This is a genomic window from Anabaena sp. AL09 (assembly GCF_001672255.1).
Lineage (GTDB): Bacteria > Cyanobacteriota > Cyanobacteriia > Cyanobacteriales > Nostocaceae > Dolichospermum > Dolichospermum lemmermannii.
In genome coordinates, this window is the sequence record NZ_LJOQ01000096.1 from 1 (window position 1) to 19,924 (window position 19,924).

14 protein-coding genes and 1 pseudogene are annotated in these 19,924 nt (G+C 37.9%); 11 read left to right on the forward strand and 4 right to left on the reverse strand.

All coding sequences use genetic code 11. The features are described 5' to 3' along the window. A pseudogene (locus tag AN490_RS19380) lies at positions 1 to 250 on the reverse strand (RNA-guided endonuclease TnpB family protein); the annotation flags it as partial. A gap of 323 nt (positions 251 to 573) precedes the next feature. Between AN490_RS19380 and AN490_RS19385 the strand changes: the two are divergent. Further along, positions 574 to 1,896 carry a hypothetical protein gene (locus tag AN490_RS19385; protein WP_300006527.1) on the forward strand — a complete coding sequence of 441 codons (1,323 nt, stop codon included), beginning with the start codon at positions 574 to 576 and terminating at the stop codon, positions 1,894 to 1,896. A 25-nt stretch (positions 1,897 to 1,921) separates the two neighbouring features. On the opposite strand, the gene AN490_RS19390 is transcribed toward AN490_RS19385, so the two are convergent. Further along, complete coding sequence (locus AN490_RS19390; RefSeq protein ID WP_300006528.1) at positions 1,922 to 2,530, reverse strand: Uma2 family endonuclease; 609 nt, start codon at positions 2,528 to 2,530, stop codon at positions 1,922 to 1,924. 237 nt (positions 2,531 to 2,767) lie between these two features. Here AN490_RS19390 and AN490_RS19395 point away from each other — a divergent pair, with 237 nt between their 5' ends. Both AN490_RS19395 and AN490_RS19400 read left to right on the forward strand, forming a co-directional pair. Further along, positions 2,768 to 3,967 (forward strand): hypothetical protein, encoded by a 1,200-nt coding sequence (locus AN490_RS19395; RefSeq protein WP_300006529.1) that lies wholly within the window; start codon positions 2,768 to 2,770, stop codon positions 3,965 to 3,967. Positions 3,968 to 3,978: 11 nt separating this feature from the next. After that, positions 3,979 to 5,358, forward strand: coding sequence for a DUF2079 domain-containing protein (locus AN490_RS19400; protein WP_300006530.1), 1,380 nt, complete (start codon positions 3,979 to 3,981; stop codon positions 5,356 to 5,358). 24 nt (positions 5,359 to 5,382) lie between these two features. Here the strand turns inward: AN490_RS19400 and AN490_RS19405 are convergent, their stop codons facing one another. Beyond that, positions 5,383 to 6,915 carry a glycosyltransferase family 39 protein gene (locus AN490_RS19405; protein ID WP_300006531.1) on the reverse strand — a complete coding sequence of 511 codons (1,533 nt, stop codon included), beginning with the start codon at positions 6,913 to 6,915 and terminating at the stop codon, positions 5,383 to 5,385. Positions 6,916 to 6,956: 41 nt separating this feature from the next. Here AN490_RS19405 and AN490_RS19410 point away from each other — a divergent pair, with 41 nt between their 5' ends. The 3 genes from AN490_RS19410 (at position 6,957) to AN490_RS19420 (ending at position 9,600) form a co-directional block, all read left to right on the forward strand. After that, a complete protein-coding gene (locus AN490_RS19410) occupies positions 6,957 to 7,901 on the forward strand; it encodes a glycosyltransferase family 2 protein (protein WP_300006574.1) in 945 nt (314 codons plus the stop codon). A gap of 83 nt (positions 7,902 to 7,984) precedes the next feature. Beyond that, positions 7,985 to 8,353: an EamA family transporter gene (locus AN490_RS19415; RefSeq protein WP_015078111.1), complete on the forward strand. Its 369-nt coding sequence runs from the start codon at positions 7,985 to 7,987 to the stop codon at positions 8,351 to 8,353. 317 nt (positions 8,354 to 8,670) lie between these two features. After that, positions 8,671 to 9,600 carry a polysaccharide deacetylase family protein gene (locus tag AN490_RS19420; RefSeq protein WP_300006532.1) on the forward strand — a complete coding sequence of 310 codons (930 nt, stop codon included), beginning with the start codon at positions 8,671 to 8,673 and terminating at the stop codon, positions 9,598 to 9,600. 400 nt (positions 9,601 to 10,000) lie between these two features. Here the strand turns inward: AN490_RS19420 and gltB are convergent, their stop codons facing one another. Beyond that, entirely contained in the window at positions 10,001 to 14,707 is a 4,707-nt protein-coding gene (gene gltB / locus AN490_RS19425; RefSeq protein WP_300006533.1) for a glutamate synthase large subunit, read from the reverse strand. A gap of 1,282 nt (positions 14,708 to 15,989) precedes the next feature. Between gltB and AN490_RS19430 the strand changes: the two genes are divergently transcribed. From AN490_RS19430 to rpsL, 5 genes are all read left to right on the forward strand, one after another. Further along, positions 15,990 to 17,846, forward strand: a complete 1,857-nt coding sequence (locus AN490_RS19430) for a phosphodiester glycosidase family protein (RefSeq protein WP_300006534.1) — start codon at positions 15,990 to 15,992, stop codon at positions 17,844 to 17,846. 216 nt (positions 17,847 to 18,062) lie between these two features. Then, a complete protein-coding gene (locus AN490_RS19435; protein WP_148766981.1) occupies positions 18,063 to 18,479 on the forward strand; it encodes a cupin domain-containing protein in 417 nt (138 codons plus the stop codon). A gap of 135 nt (positions 18,480 to 18,614) precedes the next feature. Next, a complete protein-coding gene (locus AN490_RS19440) occupies positions 18,615 to 18,941 on the forward strand; it encodes an iron-sulfur cluster assembly accessory protein (RefSeq protein ID WP_300006535.1) in 327 nt (108 codons plus the stop codon). A gap of 3 nt (positions 18,942 to 18,944) precedes the next feature. Beyond that, positions 18,945 to 19,193, forward strand: coding sequence for a hypothetical protein (locus AN490_RS19445; RefSeq protein ID WP_300006536.1), 249 nt, complete (start codon positions 18,945 to 18,947; stop codon positions 19,191 to 19,193). Between the two features lie 76 nt (positions 19,194 to 19,269). Beyond that, the gene (gene rpsL, locus AN490_RS19450) at positions 19,270 to 19,653 is read left to right on the forward strand and encodes a 30S ribosomal protein S12 (protein WP_015078104.1); all 384 of its coding nucleotides are present in this window, start codon (positions 19,270 to 19,272) and stop codon (positions 19,651 to 19,653) included. Positions 19,654 to 19,924 lie beyond the last annotated feature (271 nt).

Here is a 19,924-nt window from a genome sequence, read left to right on the forward strand (position 1 = left end):
CAACCCGTTTTAATGTGGCTTGTAATGCTTGAGAATTAATGACTTTATATTCTATCCAGACTTCTTTGAAATCCGGTAAACAGTTCTGTTGTTCAAAGTAAGAAACAGATTTACCAAACTTTTTATATGAAGTAATGCGGTTAGATACAGCAGCATTATACAAATCTTTGTGAAGTTGGCGGTGGTAGGACAACATTTCACTGACTTGTTTATTTGGATATAGTCGGAAAGTTGCTCTCCGTAATGCCATCATCAATCACCCCCTTGGTTTATCTATAGTATACTGCTATTATCTAATTCCATCACTGATATTCTCAATACAGACAAATGGTTGCTGAATCTGCTGACTTTGTCGAGAAATACATTGATAATTTGGCATAAATAAAATATAGTTGTCAAAAACTCAACTGTCCAAATAATTTCTTTCAACTTTGTTGAAAATTAATTATCCAGACGTTTCGTTTTTGACTTGCTTACATCCCCACCATATCAGTACATTGAGGGTGGGGATGTAAGCAAAACAGTTAAAACTAACATTGTCATTATCTCAAAGTCAGAAAAAAGCATAAGCCTATGGTTAAAGCGCAAATGGCGATATCTACGCTCGTCGCAGCCATCGCCAAATTTATCTGGACAGATGATTTCTTATTTCCTGCGTCTATGTGGCTTGTGAGTCGCATATTTATTGGGACTGCTATGTTATTGATTGCCCCCAATTTACCAGCATTACAAGATGGGATTACGCCTCATTTTGGCTGGGGAATTTTTGATGCTTGGGATAGTGTCCATTATCGAGCAATTTCCACTGAAGGTTACGAATTTGTTGATGATGGCAAGCAACATAATTTGGCATTTTTCCCCCTATTTCCTGTCAGCATTTTTATCTTCATGAAATTTGGGTTTCCTTTTGAATTAGCTGGATTAATTATCAATAATTTAGCATTTCTAGGAACACTTTATTTTTTATATTCTTGGGTGAAAAAACAATGTGGTATCAGCGCAGCCCATTGGACAATTTCTGTCATGGCTTACTGTCCTATGTCTCTATTTACGGGGGTAATTTATACAGAAGGATTGTATTTGTTATTGAGTACAATCGCTTTACGTGCCTTTGATCAAAAACAATATGTTTGGACAGCAATTTGTGGGGCAATGGCCACAGCAACACGTCCTACAGGTATGGCATTAATTCCCGCATTTTTAATTACTGCTTGGAAACAAAATAAACCATTAACTGCCTATATTGCAGGTTTATTATCTGCCACAGGGTTGTTAATATTTAGTGTCTATTGTAAATTGAATTTTAATGATTTTTTAGCCTTTATTGCTGCACAAAAAGGATGGCGGCCTTCCTTAGGTTTTGATTGGGAAGGTTGGTTAAATATGTTTATGCAAATTCCCTTTGGCAACAATTGGTATTTTGGTTGGGTTGAGAATGATGAAGGCGGGATTAAAGACTTTTGGTATCCGCTATTTTTTGGTTTAATTGTAATTAGTTCTTCTTGTTTATTCTATTGGCGAAAATATTTCAATCCATTGATATTCTATGCTGGTTATGCGATAATCATATTATCATTAATAATTGCCGATCAGGGATTAATAAATAATTTACTGAATGTATCTATGATATTAGGTAGTACCTACCTTTTATGGTATTTCCGTCAGCAATTAACTCCAGTTATGGTAGTTTATGGTTTTTGTGGTATTGGTTTACTTTTAGCCTCTGGTGGCACAATTTCTTTAAGTCGTCTTGCTTATGGAATCGTTCCTCTGAGTGCAGCTATTGGTGTCTGCTTATCTCGTTATCCGCGTCAAGCTTATTTAGTTATGGGTTTGTTTATCACCTTACTTGGTAAATTGGCAATAGGTTTTGCTCAAGAAATTTGGGTAGGATAGGAGGAAATATTTAAAGTGGAGAATATCAAGATGTAGAATTTTCGACTGCGGATTTTATATGAGGAAATTTAACTTTATTATATAAATCTTGTAAGGAAATCTCAAAAGATACCGTTTCCAAAGATATGTTTTCATCTTCTTCATCATACTCACGCAAATTCCATCTTTTTTTCCCAGTTTTGGAAAATTGTTCTCCATGAATTCGGTTTTGATCAATTAACAGATATTCTTGAAAAGTGGGAATTGTCCTGTAAGCTGCAAATTTATCTTCTCTGTCATAACTTTTGGTAGATTTAGATAATACTTCTATAATTACCTGGGGATTTGTGATTGTATCTGTGCGATTATTGAAAAATTCTGGCTCATCTGCAATAATAATCACATCTGGATAAGTGTATATTAATCTTTGGGGTATCCATAGACGCATATCACTGTTGAAAACCTCATATTTGTCTTGTTGTTTAAAGGCAAAATTTAGTGCAGCAGAAAAATTACCTGTAATGCGGTTATGATTTATAGATGCACCAGCCATAGGAATTATTTGTCCGTCAATGTATTCGCTTTTGTAGTCAGCAGTTGCTTCTAATTCCAGATATTCTTCTGGGGTGTAATATTGCTTTGCTATTAATTGCATATTTTTGATCAGAAAGCGATGTCTGTTAGTTTAACATATCAGTAATAATTATTGATTAAGTTTTTATCTATTAAGTTTCTAATACTTTTCATCTGTTGCATGAGAGATTCAACCAAAGTATGGTAAGTTTTAATACGTAAATAATAGTCCAACTTGTAAATAATCAATAATGGTGCGGCATTTACTATTTCTCTTAAAATACAATTTACAAAGATAAAAGTATCATAATTAATAATCATGAATAATTCACACAAAACATTATTGAAGTCAATAAAAGATAAGTTTGATCATATATTAAACTCTTGCCAATTACCAATTCCCAGATATTTGTTAATTGGTATTATATTCGCCGTGACAATCAGATTAGTTTGTGTTCCCAATAAATCAGTAGATTATAAATATTTTTTAGATCCTTGGTATGATTTTATTGCATCTCATGGCGGATTTAGTGCGTTAAAATATGGTTTTGCTGATTATACACCTTCCTATCTTTACTGGCTTTTAATTGCTTCCACACTACTTTCTGGATTACCTAAAATTTTCGCAATCAAGCTTTTTGCCATGACTGTTGACTTTATTTGTGCATTTTTAACTTATAAAATTGTCAAACTTAAATATCCCGTTAGTAGAATGGCAAATTTGGCATTTTTAGCTGTTATATTAAGTCCCACTGTAATTTATAATAGTTCGCTTTGGGGACAATGTGACGTTATCTATACCACAGGATTAATTGCCTGTATTTACTTTTTATCTATTCACAAACAAATTCCCGCATTAATTAGTTTTGGTGTAGCACTTTCGTTTAAATTACAAGCGATGTTTTTAGCACCTTTATTATTAATCTTATTGATTAAAAAAAGAATATTTTGGTTTTATTTACCAATAATTCCTTTAGTATATATAGGGGCAATGTTGCCAGCTTGGATTGCTGGTAGACCAATCAAAGAATTGCTTTTAGTATATTTTGAACAATCTAATAAATATAAAGAACTAGCTAAAAATGTCCCTAATCTTTATCAATGGATTCCTAACGATTATTATAATATTGTTGTGCCAATAGGTTTACTGTTAACTGTAACTGCGATATTTTTGTTAGCATATCTTGTTTATAGAAGTAAATTAGAAATTACTCAAGACAGACTGATATATTTAGCCACAATATCCGTATTTTTCATGCCGTATCTCTTGCCAAAAATGCACGAAAGATATTTTTATCCTACAGATATTTTATCTATAATCTTTGCTTTTTACTTTCCTCAATATCGTTGGGTAGCAATATCAGTGCAACTGGCATCATTTGTTAGTTATTTAGGAACTCCTATATATATCCAATTATCTTCTATTCCTTTAGGTTTTACACTTTGGTTTGTTGTGCGAAATTGTGATATGATTTACACCAAATCAAAAGCTGCTTTTTCTTTAAACATCAATAAATAAAAAGTTATATTGTGGAAAAATTACTAACCAAAAATAATATTAATGGAATTGTTGGCATTAGTGCCTTAATTTTATTCACAGCTAGTATTCTCCGACATGAATTACTTAATTCATCTGGAGATTTAGCCTTTTTTGATCAAACAGTTTACTTAATTAGTCAGGCAAAATTACCATTTTCCTCTGTACTTGGTTTTCATGTTTTGGCTGATCATGCTGCTTGGATTTTGTATCCTATAGCTTTACTATATAAAATCTATCCTAGTGTTTATTGGTTGTTTGTAGTTCAGTCTGTTGCTTTGTCTTTAGGTGCTTTTGTTACATATTTGCTGGCACTACAAGCAGGTTTAAAAGAAAATCAAGCAATAGCAATGGTGGCTGTGTACCTACTTTATCCAGTGGTATATAACAGCAATTTGTGTGATTTTCACCCAGATACTCTTGCTGTTCCTGCACTTTTAACAGCAGTTTTAGCTGCAAGAACAAAAAAAATAGTTTGGTTTTGTGTAAGTGTTTTGATAGTGTTGGGATGTAAAGCGGTACTTTCCTTAACAGTAGTAGCTATGGGTGTTTGGTTACTATTATTTGAAAAGCGGCGTTTATATGGTGTAATCGCTATCATTAGTGGTATAGCATGGTTTTTAATTGCTAACAAAATTATCATCCCTTTTTTCGGCAGCGAAGCAACATTAGTCAACAGACATTTTTATCGTTATAGCTATTTAGGAAAATCATTTTCGGAAACATTACAAATTATCCTATATCAACCGCAACTTATTATTAGCAATATCTTATCATCTATAAATTTAGAATATTTATGTTTTTTATTAGTGCCTGTAATCTGGGGTTTAATACCCAAATACATGACATCATTAATAGGTGCAATTCCTTGTTTAGCATTAAATATACTTGCTGATCATCCTTCTCAGAAAAATGTAATCTTACATTATTCTTTACCAGTAATTCCATTTTTAATATTAGCATTAATTGCCAGTATTGCAGCAGATAAAGCATGGCTAAAACAAAAAAGAGCGATTCTTTTGTGGTCTTTAATTTGGTTTTTAATTTTAGGTAAATGGGGTTTCTTTATCTCCAAATATCTTAATTTTGTAGATAATTGGCAAGCTACCAAAGAAGCAATATCTTTAATTAAAACTCAAGATAGTGTTCTGACTACAGATGTAATTACTCCACATTTAACCCATAGGCAAGAGATTAGTTTTAAATATAGTATTAATGAATTGAATCAATTTCATTATATATTACTTAATGTTCGTCATCCTGGTTGGGCAGCAACAGCAGAAGATTATGGTAATTTGGTCAAAGAATTAAAAAAGCGTTCTGATTTTAAGTTACAATATCAACGCGATGATGTTTATTTATTTACAAAGTAGTAAAAATATGGCTGCTTAGTAAAATTAATTCGTAGCAATCAAGTTAAAACCCTTGGCTGCTCCGATAATCTTACTCTGCTTTAAATTCATTTTCTGCAAATTCTCATTATCGACCAACAAATAAGATTTATGAACAAACTTATCCTGTAAATCGGCAATAGATGCAGGAATAATTTTACAATCACTATAAAAGTCTAAACTAGGACGACTATCAGGAAAAGAAGTATAAATCTGTGTTCCTGGTGGTACATTATCCTTAATTAATGTTGCCACTGGGACAACAGGAAATTTTTCATTTAACTCCCAAATCCATGATTGAGAACTCATCAATAGTGCTAAAACTAAATACATTCCCGTAAATAAAACAGAAATAAATTGCCGATTATGCTGATTAATTAACCATGATATTATTACCATAATTATTGCTAAAATAATACTCATAACAATTAACAATGGCTGCTTATCAAACATAATAAAATAAACACAACCCGCTAAACCAACAATAACTAAAAATCCGAAAAATCCCATCAAAAATTTACTTCTAAACTTCCCACCCTGCCAAATAAAACTTAAATTAGCCCCAATTGCTAAAGCTAAAAATGGATAAACTGGCATAATATACCAGGGTAATTTTGTACCCATTAGAGAAACTATGGCAAAATAAACAATTGTGCCAATCAGAGTTAAACAACCCCAAGCAGTATCACGGTTTTTCCAACTTAAATATAAACCTCCTGGCAAAAACAATAACCAGGGAAAACCATATTTTATGACTTCAAGTAAATAATACCAAACCGGACCAGTATTCCCTTCCACAGCTTTTCCCAGTCTATCAAAAGCTTGAGATTGAAAATGCACTTGCAAAAAAATATCACCATAATGTTGCCATTGGGCAAAATACCAAGCAATAGCAGGGAAATTCCCTAACAGCATTCCTATCCATAGAAATGGATTTTTTAATAAAGCTAATTGTTTATTAGCAATAATAAATAAACCTGCTATTCCTGCCAAAACTACCACTAACATTCCCTTTGTGAGAGTAATTAAACCCAAACAAAACCCGATACCAAGAGCATATTTTTTATCATGACGCGCTTTGAGAACACAAAATAACAATAATAAGAAAAAGGAAATAGTCATCCCATCTAACATTGCCAGTCTCCCATGACGGACCACAGGCAATAATGTTAAATAAACCAAAGCCGAAAATAAAGCTGGTAAATTTTCTCTAAAAGCCAAACGTCCAATTAAGTAAAGTAAAGGAACTCCTAAAGCTGTTAAAAATGCTCCCGGAAATCTAGTAGTAAATTCCTGCACTCCCCCAATATGATAGCAAATAGCAATTAACCATTGCATCAAAGGTGGTTTTAATAAAAAAGGATCTCCTTGTATAGTAGGATAAAGCCAGTTACCCGTGCGGTAAATTTCTCTAGCGACTATAGCATAAGTTCCTTCATCCCAATCTCGTAAAGGTAAATTACCCAAACCTATCAACCATAAAATTAAAGATGCCAAAAGTAAGCCGAAAAAGTATTCTTTTTGTGAGAATGAACGCATTATTATTAAATGTTAAATAAACTTAATTATTAATTATGATGATGAATCAGCCTATCTACTCCCTAATTATCCCCATTTATAACGAAGAAGAAAATATCACTGAGATGTATCGTAGGTTACATCAAGTCATGGAACAGTTAGACGGTGATGTAGAATTAATTTTAATTGATGATGGTAGCCGCGATCGCTCTTTAAAGATGATGCGCGAATTACATCATCGTGATAATCGAGTCCATTACCTCAGTCTAGCCCGAAATTTTGGGCATCAAATCGCCGTTACCGCTGGTTTGAACTTTGTCCAAGGCAAATGTATCATTGTTATGGATGCCGATCTCCAAGATCCACCAGAACTAATTTTAACAATGATCGAAAAATGGCATCAAGGATATCAAGTAGTATATGCTCAAAGAATATCTCGTCAACAAGAAAGCCGACTAAAACGCTTGACAGCATATCTTTTTTATCGCATTCTTCGACGCTTGGCTAAAGTTGATATTCCTGTGGATACAGGAGATTTTTGCTTAATGGATAGACAAGTAGTAGATATTCTCAATTCCATGCCTGAACGCAATCGCTACATTCGCGGTTTACGTGCTTGGGTAGGTTTTCGACAAACCTCTGTACTTTTTGAAAGAAACCCTCGCTTTGCAGGAGATGTAAAATATACCTTTGGTAAATCTTTATCTTTAGCAATTGATGGTATTATTTCTTTTTCCACAGTTCCTTTGAGACTAGCAACCTACTTAGGGATTATCTCCGCTGCGATCGCTATGATTATGATAATATTAGTGCTTTATTGGCGAATCTTTGCCCCAGTATCTCACTTAATTGGTTACACATTAATTACAATTTCCATGTTTTTCTTAGGTTCAGTTCAATTAATTTGTATTGGGATTTTAGGTGAATACATTGGCCGAATATACGAAGAAGTAAAAGGTCGTCCTCTTTATACATTAAAGGAAACTGGAGGGTTTACAAAAACCTGAAATATAAAAATCTGGTTTGATTTTGAGGCAAAGGTATGGCACCAAAGCATAATATTCAATCAATAAAGTTAAGGTAATATTCAGTGTCAATACCAGAATTTATTTTACTGTTAATCTCCGTCCTCATCAGTGTAGCAGGACAATTTTCTTTAAAAATGGGAGCAATCAAATTAGGTAAAGTGCATGGAGGGAATATTATTAGTCTCATTCTCAACATGATCACCATCCCGGAACTTTTATTAGGATTAACCTGTTATGGTATTGGTGCAGTAGCCTATATCTTACTACTAACCAGAGTCAATCTGAGTGTTGCTGCACCAGCCGTATCAGTTGGTTATATATTTTCTGTATTCCTGGGGTACTTTATTTTAAAAGAACCTATTTCTTTAACCCGTGTTTTTGGATTAGGTTTGATTGTCACTGGGGTGATATTAGTAGTTTGGAAAAAATAAACTCAAGACAAAATAAACTAACATTGAAAAGTCATCAATCGGTGATAAAAATATCTCCGCTCAAGGCTAGAATAGTAGCTAACGTAACTACCAAATATCATTCACCAATGAGAAACTATATTCAGTTAATTATCATCTAACTACTCATGGCATTGAGGAAAAAATAACTTTTTCTTTAATAGTAAATCATGAGTCCAAGCAACACAATATACGTGAATACCTAAATACATCCTCAATTTTTAGAAAAATGTGTTATAACCTACCGTCAGAGCCATCACTACCATCATTGGTTGCTCACCCCTTGAAGGAGTTACACTGTGGAAAATAATAAGTCATTTTTGGGAACGCAGGGAATATTAATTGGATTAATTGGACTAACTGGTACTTTAAGCATCGCTTTGATGATTCTATTCAAAGCCAAAATCTCTGATGCTCAAAACCAAAACGTCATTGTTAAAAATAAAGATATTGCTGCTAATGTCAAAACTCAGCAGCGGTTAGAGGAATTTAAAACAGAAATGCTCACCAGTTGGCAACAAGAAGCACAAGCCAAAGGGTTTGCTACTGATGTACCATCTAACTTCCAAGGGATTGTGATTAGCGAAGCTAAACTTCCTCCAGGAAAAAAAGTTATTGCCTTAACGTTTGATGATGGCCCTTGGCCTAATAGTACGGCAAAAGTATTAGATATTCTCAAAAAAAATAAGATCAAAGGCACATTCTTTGTTGTTGGCCAAAATGTCAAAACTTATCCTGACTTAACAAAACGGGTAGTTGCAGAAGGTCATATTATCGCTAACCATACCTGGCATCATTGGTATCATCACATGAATGCCCAGGCAGCGGCTTACGAAGTTGCTAATACAGGAGACATCATTTATCAAACTACAGGGGTGAAAACCAGACTGTTCCGGCCACCAGGAGGGATTATGAGTAATGGGGTGGCAGCTTACGCCAAAAGTAATAAATATGCCATTATTATGTGGTCTGCTGATTCCATGGACTATTCTCGTCCTGGTATACCAAGATTAATTAACAATATATTTAGGGAAGCTAAACCTGGTGGAATTGTGTTAATGCACGATGGTGGTGGTGATCGTTCTCATACTGTCACAGCCTTACCTGAAATCATTAGTAAGTTCCGTAAACAGGGTTATGAATTTGTCACTGTTCCCGAACTGTTAGAAATGCAAGATCAATATCCACACTTAGTTGCCCAAAAATCCCAGAAATCTCAGAAACCTTAAAGAAAAATGTCTGATTCAGGATAACCACCGATTAAAGAATAAACAGGATAAATACAAACAAGAAAAATGTCTGAATCAGGATAACCAGGATTAAAGGATGAACAGGATAAATACAGAAAAGGTCTGATTCAGGATAACCAGGATTAAAGAATAAACAGAATGAATACAAACAAAGTATTTAATTAAATCCTGTAAATCCTTAAATCCTGTAAATCCTGATTCAGACAAAAAAGAATTAAAGAATAAACAGAATCAAACAAAGTATTTCATTAAATCCTGTAAATCCTTGAATCCTGCAAATCCTGATTCAGACAAAAAAGAATTAAAGGATGAACAGGATAAATACAAACAAAGTATTTCATTAAATCCTGTAAATCCTGTAAATCCTGATTCAGACAAATTACACAGAACTTAACTGTTTTTCCTCAGTTTTCGCTTCGGGACTATCAGCTTCAGAAGGTGGTACTAATTGCCAGAACTTAGGTAAATATTCTGCCCAATTGGCGATAATTTCCTGGGCTTTAGGTGAACCAGTGCGACGCTCGTGAGTTTTAATGAGATCATACAATTGTTGTCTGCCCACATCACTTACAACTCGTTGCACCTTGACAATGGCATGATTAACTAAATCAGGGAAATTACCAGTTTCATCCAAGAAATAAGCTAATCCGCCGGTCATTCCTGCACCCACGTTGCGGCCAACCTTACCCAGAACAACAATCACACCACCAGTCATATACTCGCAGCAATGATCACCAGCCCCTTCAATCACGGCTGTACCTTTAGAGTTCCGCACCGCAAACCGTTCTCCAGCTAAACCATTGGCAAATAACACCCCACCAGTCGCCCCATAAAGGCAGGTATTCCCCACAATCACGTTTTCTGCTGGGTCATAAGTGGCATTTGCTGGGGGCTGAATAATAATTTCCCCACCGTTCATTCCCTTCCCTACATAGTCGTTAGCTTCCCCTACCAGGTTGAGAATCACACCATCGAGGTTAAATGCGCCGAAGCTTTGCCCCACACTACCGTGGAAATTCAGGTTTATTTGCCCTGTAAAGCCGTTGTCACCATGTCGAGATGCGATCGCTCCCGTTAACCTTGTACCGACGGTTCTATCGGTATTGACGACGGTAACGGTTTTACTAACTGTGCCATTTCTCTTAATTGCCGTTTGAATATCTGCATCTGCTAGTAACTGATCATCCAACACTGGTCCATTACTGTGAACTTCTTCATGTACTAACCAACTACGATTAGTTTTTGTGTCTGGTAGTTTAGTTAAACAATCCAAATTCAAAGCTTGGGTTTTATTCAGTTTGACTTCAGAACGCACCGTTAATAAATCAGCGCGGCCAATTACTTCTGATAAAGAACGATATCCCAATTTAGCCAACAGACTCCGCACCTCTTCCGCAATGAAGTAGAAGAAGTTGACAACGTGTTCAGGAATGCCGGTAAACCGTTTCCGCAATTCTTCCTTCTGAGAAGCTATCCCCACAGGACAATTATTAGTATGGCAAATCCGCGCCATAATGCAGCCTTCCGCAATCATGGCTATCGAACCAAACCCAAACTCCTCCGCCCCCATTAACGCCCCAATTAGGACATCCCAGCCGCTTTTCAGACCACCATCTACACGCAAGATGACGCGATCGCGCAAACTGTTTTCCATCAAGACCCGATGTACTTCTGTTAAACCCAGTTCCCAGGGACTACCTGCGTGTTTAATCGAAGAAAGCGGTGATGCACCAGTACCACCATCATGACCGGAAATTTGGATAATATCGGCGTTAGCTTTAGCCACACCTGCTGCAATTGTCCCAATTCCAATTTCTGCGACCAATTTCACCGAAACTTGGGCTTTCGGGTTAATTTGGTGCAAGTCAAAAATCAACTGGGCTAAGTCTTCAATGGAATAAATATCATGGTGTGGTGGTGGAGAAATCAAAGTTACACCGGGCTTAGAACGGCGCAACATCGCAATATAGGGGCTTACCTTGGGTCCGGGTAACTGTCCACCTTCTCCTGGTTTTGCACCTTGGGCAATTTTGATTTCCAGTTGTTGGGCTGTAGCTAAGTATTGGGGAGTAACGCCGAACCGTCCCGATGCAATTTGTCTAATGGCACTTGCAGCCGTATCACCATTTTTCAACCCATTGAGATGAGGAAGCGTCGCAGATTTACCAGCCGTATCCACATCATTTAAAACGTTGTAACGAACAGGATCTTCTCCACCTTCACCAGAATTAGATTTACCACCAATGCGATTCATAGCGATCGCTAAAGTTTCATGTGCTTCTCGTGATAACGCCCCTAAAGACATTCCCCCGGTACAGAAACGTTTAACAATATCATTAACTGATTCTACCGAATCTATTGGAATTGATGAGCGCTCGCTGTGGAAGTCTAGCAAATCACGCAACGCCGTCACCGGACGATTATGCAGATGTTGTTTATAAACCTCATAATGGTCATACTGCTTACCATTGACAGCCTTATGCAGCGACTTCGCCAATTCTGGGCTATTCATGTGGTATTCACCACCGGGACGGTATTGGACAAAACCTAAATTTTCCAACTTCTTCGCCGTCAATTCCGGGAAAGCCTTACAGTGGAACGATAGCACCTCTTGTGCCAACTCACTCACACTTAAACCACCAATGCGGGAAGTTGTTCCTCGGAAACCCAAAGCCAACAAATCACCACCAATCCCAATAGCTTCAAATATTTGCGCTGCTTGATAACTGGAAAGTAGGGAAATTCCCATCTTAGAAAGGATTTTCAGCAAACCCGATTCTATAGCTTTGCGATAATTTTCTCCGGCTTGGTTTAAAGTCAAAGTGGCAATTTTGCCCCTAGTCATAAACTGCTGAGTTTTAGGTTCATGCCACCAAGCAGTTACAGTATCTAAAGCCATATAGGGACAAACCGCACCCGCACCATAACCCAACAAACAAGCAAAGTGGTGGGTACTCCAACATTGGGCTGTATCCACAATTAAGGATGTTTTCATCCGTAACCCTTCACGGATTAAGTGATGATGAACCGCACCAATGGCTAATAGAGGGGGAATATAGGTATATTCAGCGGACAAGCCTGTACCCGTGCGTTGGCTCTGCCCGCCGAAGGCATCGCTTAATATGAGAATCTTCGCACCAGCCCGCACCGATTCCGCAGCTTGTTTTTGCAAAGATTCCACAGCCGTTTTTAAACCATTTGGGCCTGTGGCTATGGGGAATAAAGTTGACAATTCAGCCGTTGCAAATCCTGACAACTTAATAGTTTCCAACTCTGTTTGAGTCAGTACAGGAGACTCCAACTTGAGTCTGCGGGCGTATTCTGGCTTGGGTTCTAATAAATTCCCCTTTTCACCCAATTCCACCGTCAGAGACATCACCAACTTTTCCCGTAAAGGGTCAATTGCTGGATTGGTAACTTGAGCAAATCGCTGTTTAAAATAGTCATACAGCAAATGGGATTTTTCTGACAATACCGCTAAAGGAATATCATCTCCCATACAGAAAGTTGCTTCCGCACCAGTGCTGGCCATGGGGTGAATCACCATTTCCACATCTTCTATGGTGTAGCCAAAGGCAATTTGCTGTTGTAATAAAACTTGGGGATCAATTTTGTCAGTGGTCAGTTGTTCGTTGTTCGTTGACAAATGCCCATTACCGTTACCATTGCCATTAACTACAGACTGACCCTTCACTAATTTACTCAATTCTTGGCGATGCTGTTGCAACCATTCCCCATAGGGATGCTGTTTAGCAATGCGTTGTTTAATTTCCCAGTTCTTGAGAATTTCCTGGGTATTTAAATCCACCGCAATCATTTGTCCAGGTCCAAGTCTACCTTTTTCGAGAATATTCTCTTCCGGGAAATCTACAACTCCAGCTTCGGAGGCAACAACGATATAATCATCTTTGGTAATGACATAACGTGCAGGTCTTAAACCATTGCGGTCTAATGTCGCCCCAACTTTTTTACCATCGCTAAATACTAACAGTGCAGGTCCATCCCATGATTCTTGCAACCCGCTATAATATTCATAAAAATCCACAATTTCGGGATATTCAGCCAAGGAAGGTTGATTTTTATAAGCTTCAGGAACCATCATCATTAACCCTTCTAAGGGGCTGCGTCCCGAACGCACCAATAACTCTAGTACATTGTCTAAAGTAGCGGAATCGCTATTATTAACGTTTACCAATGGCTTGAGTTCGTCAAACCTATCTTCCCAAATCGGATGACTAAGGGTAGCTTCCCGTGCCATCATCCAATTAATATTCCCCAATAGGGTATTAATTTCTCCATTGTGACCTAATAGCCGCATGGGTTGGGCTAAAGGCCATTTAGGCATGGTATTGGTACTAAATCGGCGATGATATACCGCAAATGCCACTTTAAAAGCCGGATTTTTGAGATCTTCGTAAAAATCCCCCAAGACAGCGGAACGCACCATGCCTTTATAAACAATTGTCCGGCTAGACAAGGAACAGATGTAGAAATCCTCAGAAATTCTTCTTCCCGCTTGCATAATGCGTTTACTGGCAATATACAATTCTCTTTCTAGTTCATCACCGCTTTTATCAGCACAATAAATGATCACCTGTTCTATTTGGGGTTGATTTTCTTTAGCTTGCACCCCTAATACTTCTGGACACACTGGAACTACTCGCCAGCCCAGTATATTTAATTTTTCTTCTGCTGCGATTTGCTCAAATGCAGTTTTAGCAGCTTTGGCGGCTGTTGCGTCTTGGGGAAAAAATATCATCCCCACAGCCATATTACTCAGATGAGAAAAATCAATTGCATTACTATTTTCTTGTGCTAATAATTCCCAAGGAATCGCTGTTAATATCCCCGCACCATCACCAGAATCTTGGTCAGCACTACAACCACCTCTATGTTCTAAGCAAGTTAAAGCAGTTAAGGCTTTAGCCAAAATTTCATGACTGGCAATATTTTGACGATGGGTGATAAACCCGACTCCACAAGCATCCCTTTCTTCTACTAGCCACTTTTGTCCTGGATATGTATCTGGAAAATTAGTATCTAACACTGTAATTTGCTTACCCTGATTTGATGGTTGATGATTCATACTCTATTCCTGAAATGTTGAGGTACAGATGTTGTTATTACTGCTTAGAGGGAAATTTTCTCAGTTTTGGCACTGGATAAAAAATACATAATTACCAAAGTTTAAAGATAACAATTTTAGCTTGACATTTAGTCAAAGCTGTGCTACCAATGCCTATTTATTTTTTATTTGTTTATGCACTGTTAAAAAACTACCTTAATCCAGAAGAACCTGTAAATTCAATCGTTTTGAAGTTTGCAGTTTTTTTTGCTGATGGCTTACACCATACTTGCTATTCCTATTCTTGGCTGATACTGATCGTTCACCAAAATTAGTCTATTTTCACTATATGCCCATTTGACAATTCCTAAAATATATCTGTTTTTTCCTGTATTTTGGCTGTTTATTCATTGGCAACCACAGGAACTTGAGATTTTAGATTCAAACCCCAAAATCCAAAATTTTAGAGATGAGGATAGGGTGTGCGAATTTCACCTTTAACCCCTAACAGTATCATAGCAGTCTCTAAGTGATTTGTATTATTTAAAACAATTTTAGCTAGTATTTTTAGCACGATAATTGTTTGCTACTCTGAACAAGAGACAAAGACCCAAAATAAATATTATCACGAATATTTCTAAAAAAGATAATTATTTTTTAAATTTTCTGATAAATTTTCGTTAGAGGATGTTTGAAAAGTTTATGGCGAATATAATTCGCTACTACACAAACGAAGTCCACCTATTCCTGCGGTCTCCTAAGGGATACGTGGACTAATGAAAAATCAAGGTTTTTAACCCACGAAGGTGGGTTTTGCCTGCGTAGCCGCGATTTCTAATCGCTGGGTTTTGCATAATCACGTTCCCAAATACCGAGTCATTGACACTCTCAGAGGCTTTAGCTGCTGAGATTCTGCTGACAGATTGAGATTAGGGAGTACCCAAAGTCTAATTCTCGCTGCGTTCGTCAAACAACGCCTACTTAGTTACTCTAAGTCCAGCTTAGGTTTCTAGCTACTTTTATCATTTTGGTGCTTTCAGAGGCCATCACTCAGCCAAGATCCGGTACGCTCCACAACCTGCCATTAATCGCTCTTTCTCGTCCTACTGCCGTTAGGACTTAAACCTAACCGTTGTTTCACGGGAGCCGGGATTTCTCCGATACTAGGATGTTTCAACACGTAGATAGTTATTCCTACTCACAATCTCATTTTAGCATAAAATACCACTGCGGTTAAAACCGCTCGTGTCCCTTCCCTCTCAGGGAGCCAAGCCACTGAGTTTCCCGCTTACCGCGAGGTTTTATGATTCTGAAAATACTCAATTCTGTGTTACCGCTACTGTCAACAGCGCTGTGTTTGACTGCTACTTATAGGGTATTTGCTGAAAATACTCCTAGTTTACCAACTCCCGTTCCCAGTGCCGTTAGTGCTGGTAATCAAATTATTCTCAATGGACGCACCTTACCAGGAGCATGGTTACAACCAACAGCAACCACCGTTAAAGGACAAACTTATCTGAGTGATGGCGCAGTTAAGCAATTAATGGGGATAGATTTACTCAATAGTAGTAATCCTGGCAAACAACCAGTACAGTGGTTTTCTGGCTTGACAAATCCCCCCATTCTCAATACTAATCTCAGCGAAGGATATCGCTATTTAGATATTACTCAATTAGCCCAAACAGCTAAATGGCAAATTCAAGCTAATGGTAGCACTTTAGTAATTTCTACTCCCCCTTCTCAACTGAAAAATATCCGTCTCGGTAAACAACCAAAAGGAGATAGAGTTGTCCTCGATTTAGATATAGCGACTCCTTGGCAAATTCGACAAGAATTACCAGTTAAAAAAGTAGTAGATCCTGATGAGATTATCCCTAAATCTACCACACCACCCAATCGAGAATGGACTCTCACCCTAGATGGTACTGCTGATCCGGCTTTAATACAACGCTATAACTCTCAACCCACTACACCGCCTATTCCCGCATCAATAATTCAAAAAGTGGAAATGGTGAATAATCAAACAATTGTCCGGTTGAGCGTTCCCTTTGGTCAGTCTCTACAAGTTAGCACTATTCCCCAACCAAATCGCTTAGTTATTGATATTCAACCTGATGCAATGGTAGAAAAAACTATTGCTTGGGCGCAGGGATTACAATGGCGACAGCAGTTGGTAACTTTAGGAACAGATCGCTTTCCTGTGGTTTGGCTAGATATTAACCCTCGTGCTATAGGATTAAGCATTAAGCCTATATTAACTAATCCGCAAACATTAACTGGGACTGCCCCTTTGTTGCTAACTGCTCAAAATTACTTAGCAGTAGCCGCAATTAATGGTGGTTATTTTAACCGCAATAATAAATTACCTTTAGGGGCAATTCGGCGAGATAATCAATGGATATCCGGTCCAATTCTCAACCGGGGAGCGATCGCTTGGAATAATAACGGACAATTCTATTTTGGTCGCCTCACCCTCACAGAAACCTTAATTACCAACAATAATCAACGTTTACCCATTTCCTTACTTAATACTGGCTATGTCCAACGCGGTATTGCCCGTTATACTCCAATATGGGGAAATACTTATACACCTTTAGCTGATAATGAAATTATCGTAGTTGTCGAAAACAATCAAGTAATTAATCAGTTAGCAGGTGATAAAAGTGGTATAACTGCTATTCCCATTCCCCAAAATGGTTATCTCCTCATCTTCCGCAATCAGACACCACAATTACCCATGGGGACAAAAGTTTCCCTTACCAGCAACACCACCACACCTGAATTTAGTCGCTACCCCCACATTATTGGTGCAGGTCCCCTATTAGTCCAAAATCGGCAAATAGTCCTGGACGGACCAGCAGAAACATTCAGCCCTGCTTTTATGAAAGGTCAAGCAGTTCGTAGCAGTATTTGTACTACTTCCAGAGGTAATCTGATGATTGCTGCTGTACATAATCGGGCTGGTGGTGGTGGTCCAACCTTGGAGGAACAAGCAAAATTAATGCAAACAATGGGTTGTATCAATGCTTTAAATTTAGATGGTGGTAGTTCTACCAGTCTTTATTTAGGTGGTCAGTTACTTGACCGTTCCCCCAATACAGCGGCTCGTGTTCACAATGGGATTGGGATTTTTATATCACCAAAAGCTCCTAGTCCCTAACAAAAATTTAGATTTTGTGATTTCTCGATTTTGAACTTGAGAATAATCCATTATTTTTTTCATGAAGACTTTGTGTGGACATATTACTTTAAGCAAGGGACTTTACCAGTCAATGGTGAGTTTTGCTATCTTTATCAAAGTGGCTAAATCTGGCCCCCTTTTCCATCAACTGTTCCCACTAAAAACAGGTTTGTTATGTCTCCAACTGAGGTAACTATGGCTAAATTATCAGAAACTGCCCCAAATACTCTCACTCTGCAACCAACAATTAATTCTAGAAGTATTGCTGCTGGTGAATTACGTCCGTGGGGTTCGTTCACAGTCTTGGAAGAAGGGCGTGGATATAAAATTAAGCGAATTGAAGTCAAGCCCGGACATCGCCTCAGTTTACAAATGCACCACCACCGCAGTGAACACTGGATTGTTGTTTCCGGTACAGCTAAGGTAGTTTGTGGTGATCAAGAAATTTTACTAAGCAATAATCAATCTACTTATGTTCCCCAATGTACAACTCATCGGTTAGAAAATCCCGGTGTAATTCCCTTAATTTTGATTGAAGTCCAAAATGGCGAATATCTCGGAGAAGATGATATTATTCGCTATCAAGATGATTATGCCCGTTCGGAAAAGTAGGCAGGGGGCAGGGGGCAGGGGAGAGAAATATTCTTTTACAACTGACCACTGTACGGGCGAAGCATTTGGAGAACTATTTTTGGCAATGACCGATAATTTATCTTCCAAATGCTTCGCCCCTACTAACAACTGACCATGATTCATTTCAGTCCAACAGCCATTAATGAAATCGGGCGCTTAAAATCTAAACAACCATCAGATACCTTATTTCGCTTGCGAGTCAAATCTGGAGGTTGTGCTGATTTGTTTTACGATCTGGCTTTTGATACAACAGTACAATCTCAAGATCAGGTTTTAGAGTTGCATGATATTCGCGTAGTTATAGACCCAGAAAGCCTAAATTACATCACTGGGTTATCACTAGATTATTCAGAAGATTTGACAGGTGGCGGTTTTCGCTTTCATAATCCCCAAGCAATATCCACCTGTAACTGTGGCAATTCTTTCTCTATTAGTCAGTAGTCATTGGTCATTGGTCATTGGTCAGTAGTCATTGGTCATTGGTCATTGGTCATTGGGAAAATTCTTTCTCCCCCCCAACTTCCCCAACTTCCCCAACTTCCCCAACTTCCCCAACTTCCCCAACTTCCCCAACTTCCCCAACTTCCCCAACTTCCCCAACTTCCTCTACTCCCCCAACTTCCCCAACTTCCCCAACTTCCCCAACTTCCCCAACTTCCCCAACTTCCCCTGTTCCCTCCCAAAAATGATTGACAGAAAATCAAAAAAAAAGATATAATCAGGATTTGTTAAAACTTAGATCATAAAGCAGCTTCACGCGCTGTAACTCATGCCAACAATACAGCAGCTAATACGTAGTGAGCGCGAACTAGCGCGTCAGAAAACCAAGTCCCCTGCTCTGAAGCAATGCCCGCAACGGCGAGGCGTTTGCACCAGAGTATACACAACTACACCTAAAAAGCCTAACTCAGCACTCCGCAAGGTAGCCAGGGTAAGACTTACCTCTGGATTTGAAGTAACAGCTTACATCCCAGGTATCGGTCATAACTTACAAGAACACTCCGTAGTTATGATTCGTGGTGGTCGGGTCAAAGACTTGCCCGGAGTTAGATACCACATTATTCGTGGCACATTAGATACAGCCGGAGTTAAAGACCGCAAACAAGGCCGTTCCAAATATGGAACTAAGCTCCCAAAAGCAGGTAAAAAATAGGTAAGTGGCGGTTAATCGCGTTAAATACGGTTAATCGTCCTACCTGCAAACTGCGTAATAAACCAGCAGTAACGAATTTTTTTTCAGAAAATCAAACTGGATCTGGCATAAAAACAAGTTGTATGAGTTTGGAAAAGATAATCTTGTAAACGATAACAGCACTTTAATCTAAATTTTAAAGTTGATTACGTTGTCGTCTTCTGTGTCTGGTAGCAGATAATAAGTGAATTAATTCAGCCTCCTCTCAACTGATAGCGATAGCATGGCTCAA

Bases quoted from the DNA above. Each gene is read 5' to 3' on its own strand.
- AN490_RS19385 (WP_300006527.1), top strand. From the start codon at position 574: ATGGTTAAAGCGCAAATGGCGATATCTACGCTCGTCGCAGCCATCGCC.
- AN490_RS19390 (WP_300006528.1), bottom strand. From the start codon at position 2,530: ATGCAATTAATAGCAAAGCAATATTACACCCCAGAAGAATATCTGGAA.
- AN490_RS19395 (WP_300006529.1), top strand. From the start codon at position 2,768: ATGAATAATTCACACAAAACATTATTGAAGTCAATAAAAGATAAGTTT.
- AN490_RS19405 (WP_300006531.1), bottom strand. From the start codon at position 6,915: ATGCGTTCATTCTCACAAAAAGAATACTTTTTCGGCTTACTTTTGGCA.
- AN490_RS19410 (WP_300006574.1), top strand. From the start codon at position 6,957: ATGAATCAGCCTATCTACTCCCTAATTATCCCCATTTATAACGAAGAA.
- gltB (WP_300006533.1), bottom strand. From the start codon at position 14,707: ATGAATCATCAACCATCAAATCAGGGTAAGCAAATTACAGTGTTAGAT.
- AN490_RS19430 (WP_300006534.1), top strand. From the start codon at position 15,990: ATGATTCTGAAAATACTCAATTCTGTGTTACCGCTACTGTCAACAGCG.
- AN490_RS19435 (WP_148766981.1), top strand. From the start codon at position 18,063: ATGGCTAAATTATCAGAAACTGCCCCAAATACTCTCACTCTGCAACCA.
- AN490_RS19440 (WP_300006535.1), top strand. From the start codon at position 18,615: ATGATTCATTTCAGTCCAACAGCCATTAATGAAATCGGGCGCTTAAAA.
- rpsL (WP_015078104.1), top strand. From the start codon at position 19,270: ATGCCAACAATACAGCAGCTAATACGTAGTGAGCGCGAACTAGCGCGT.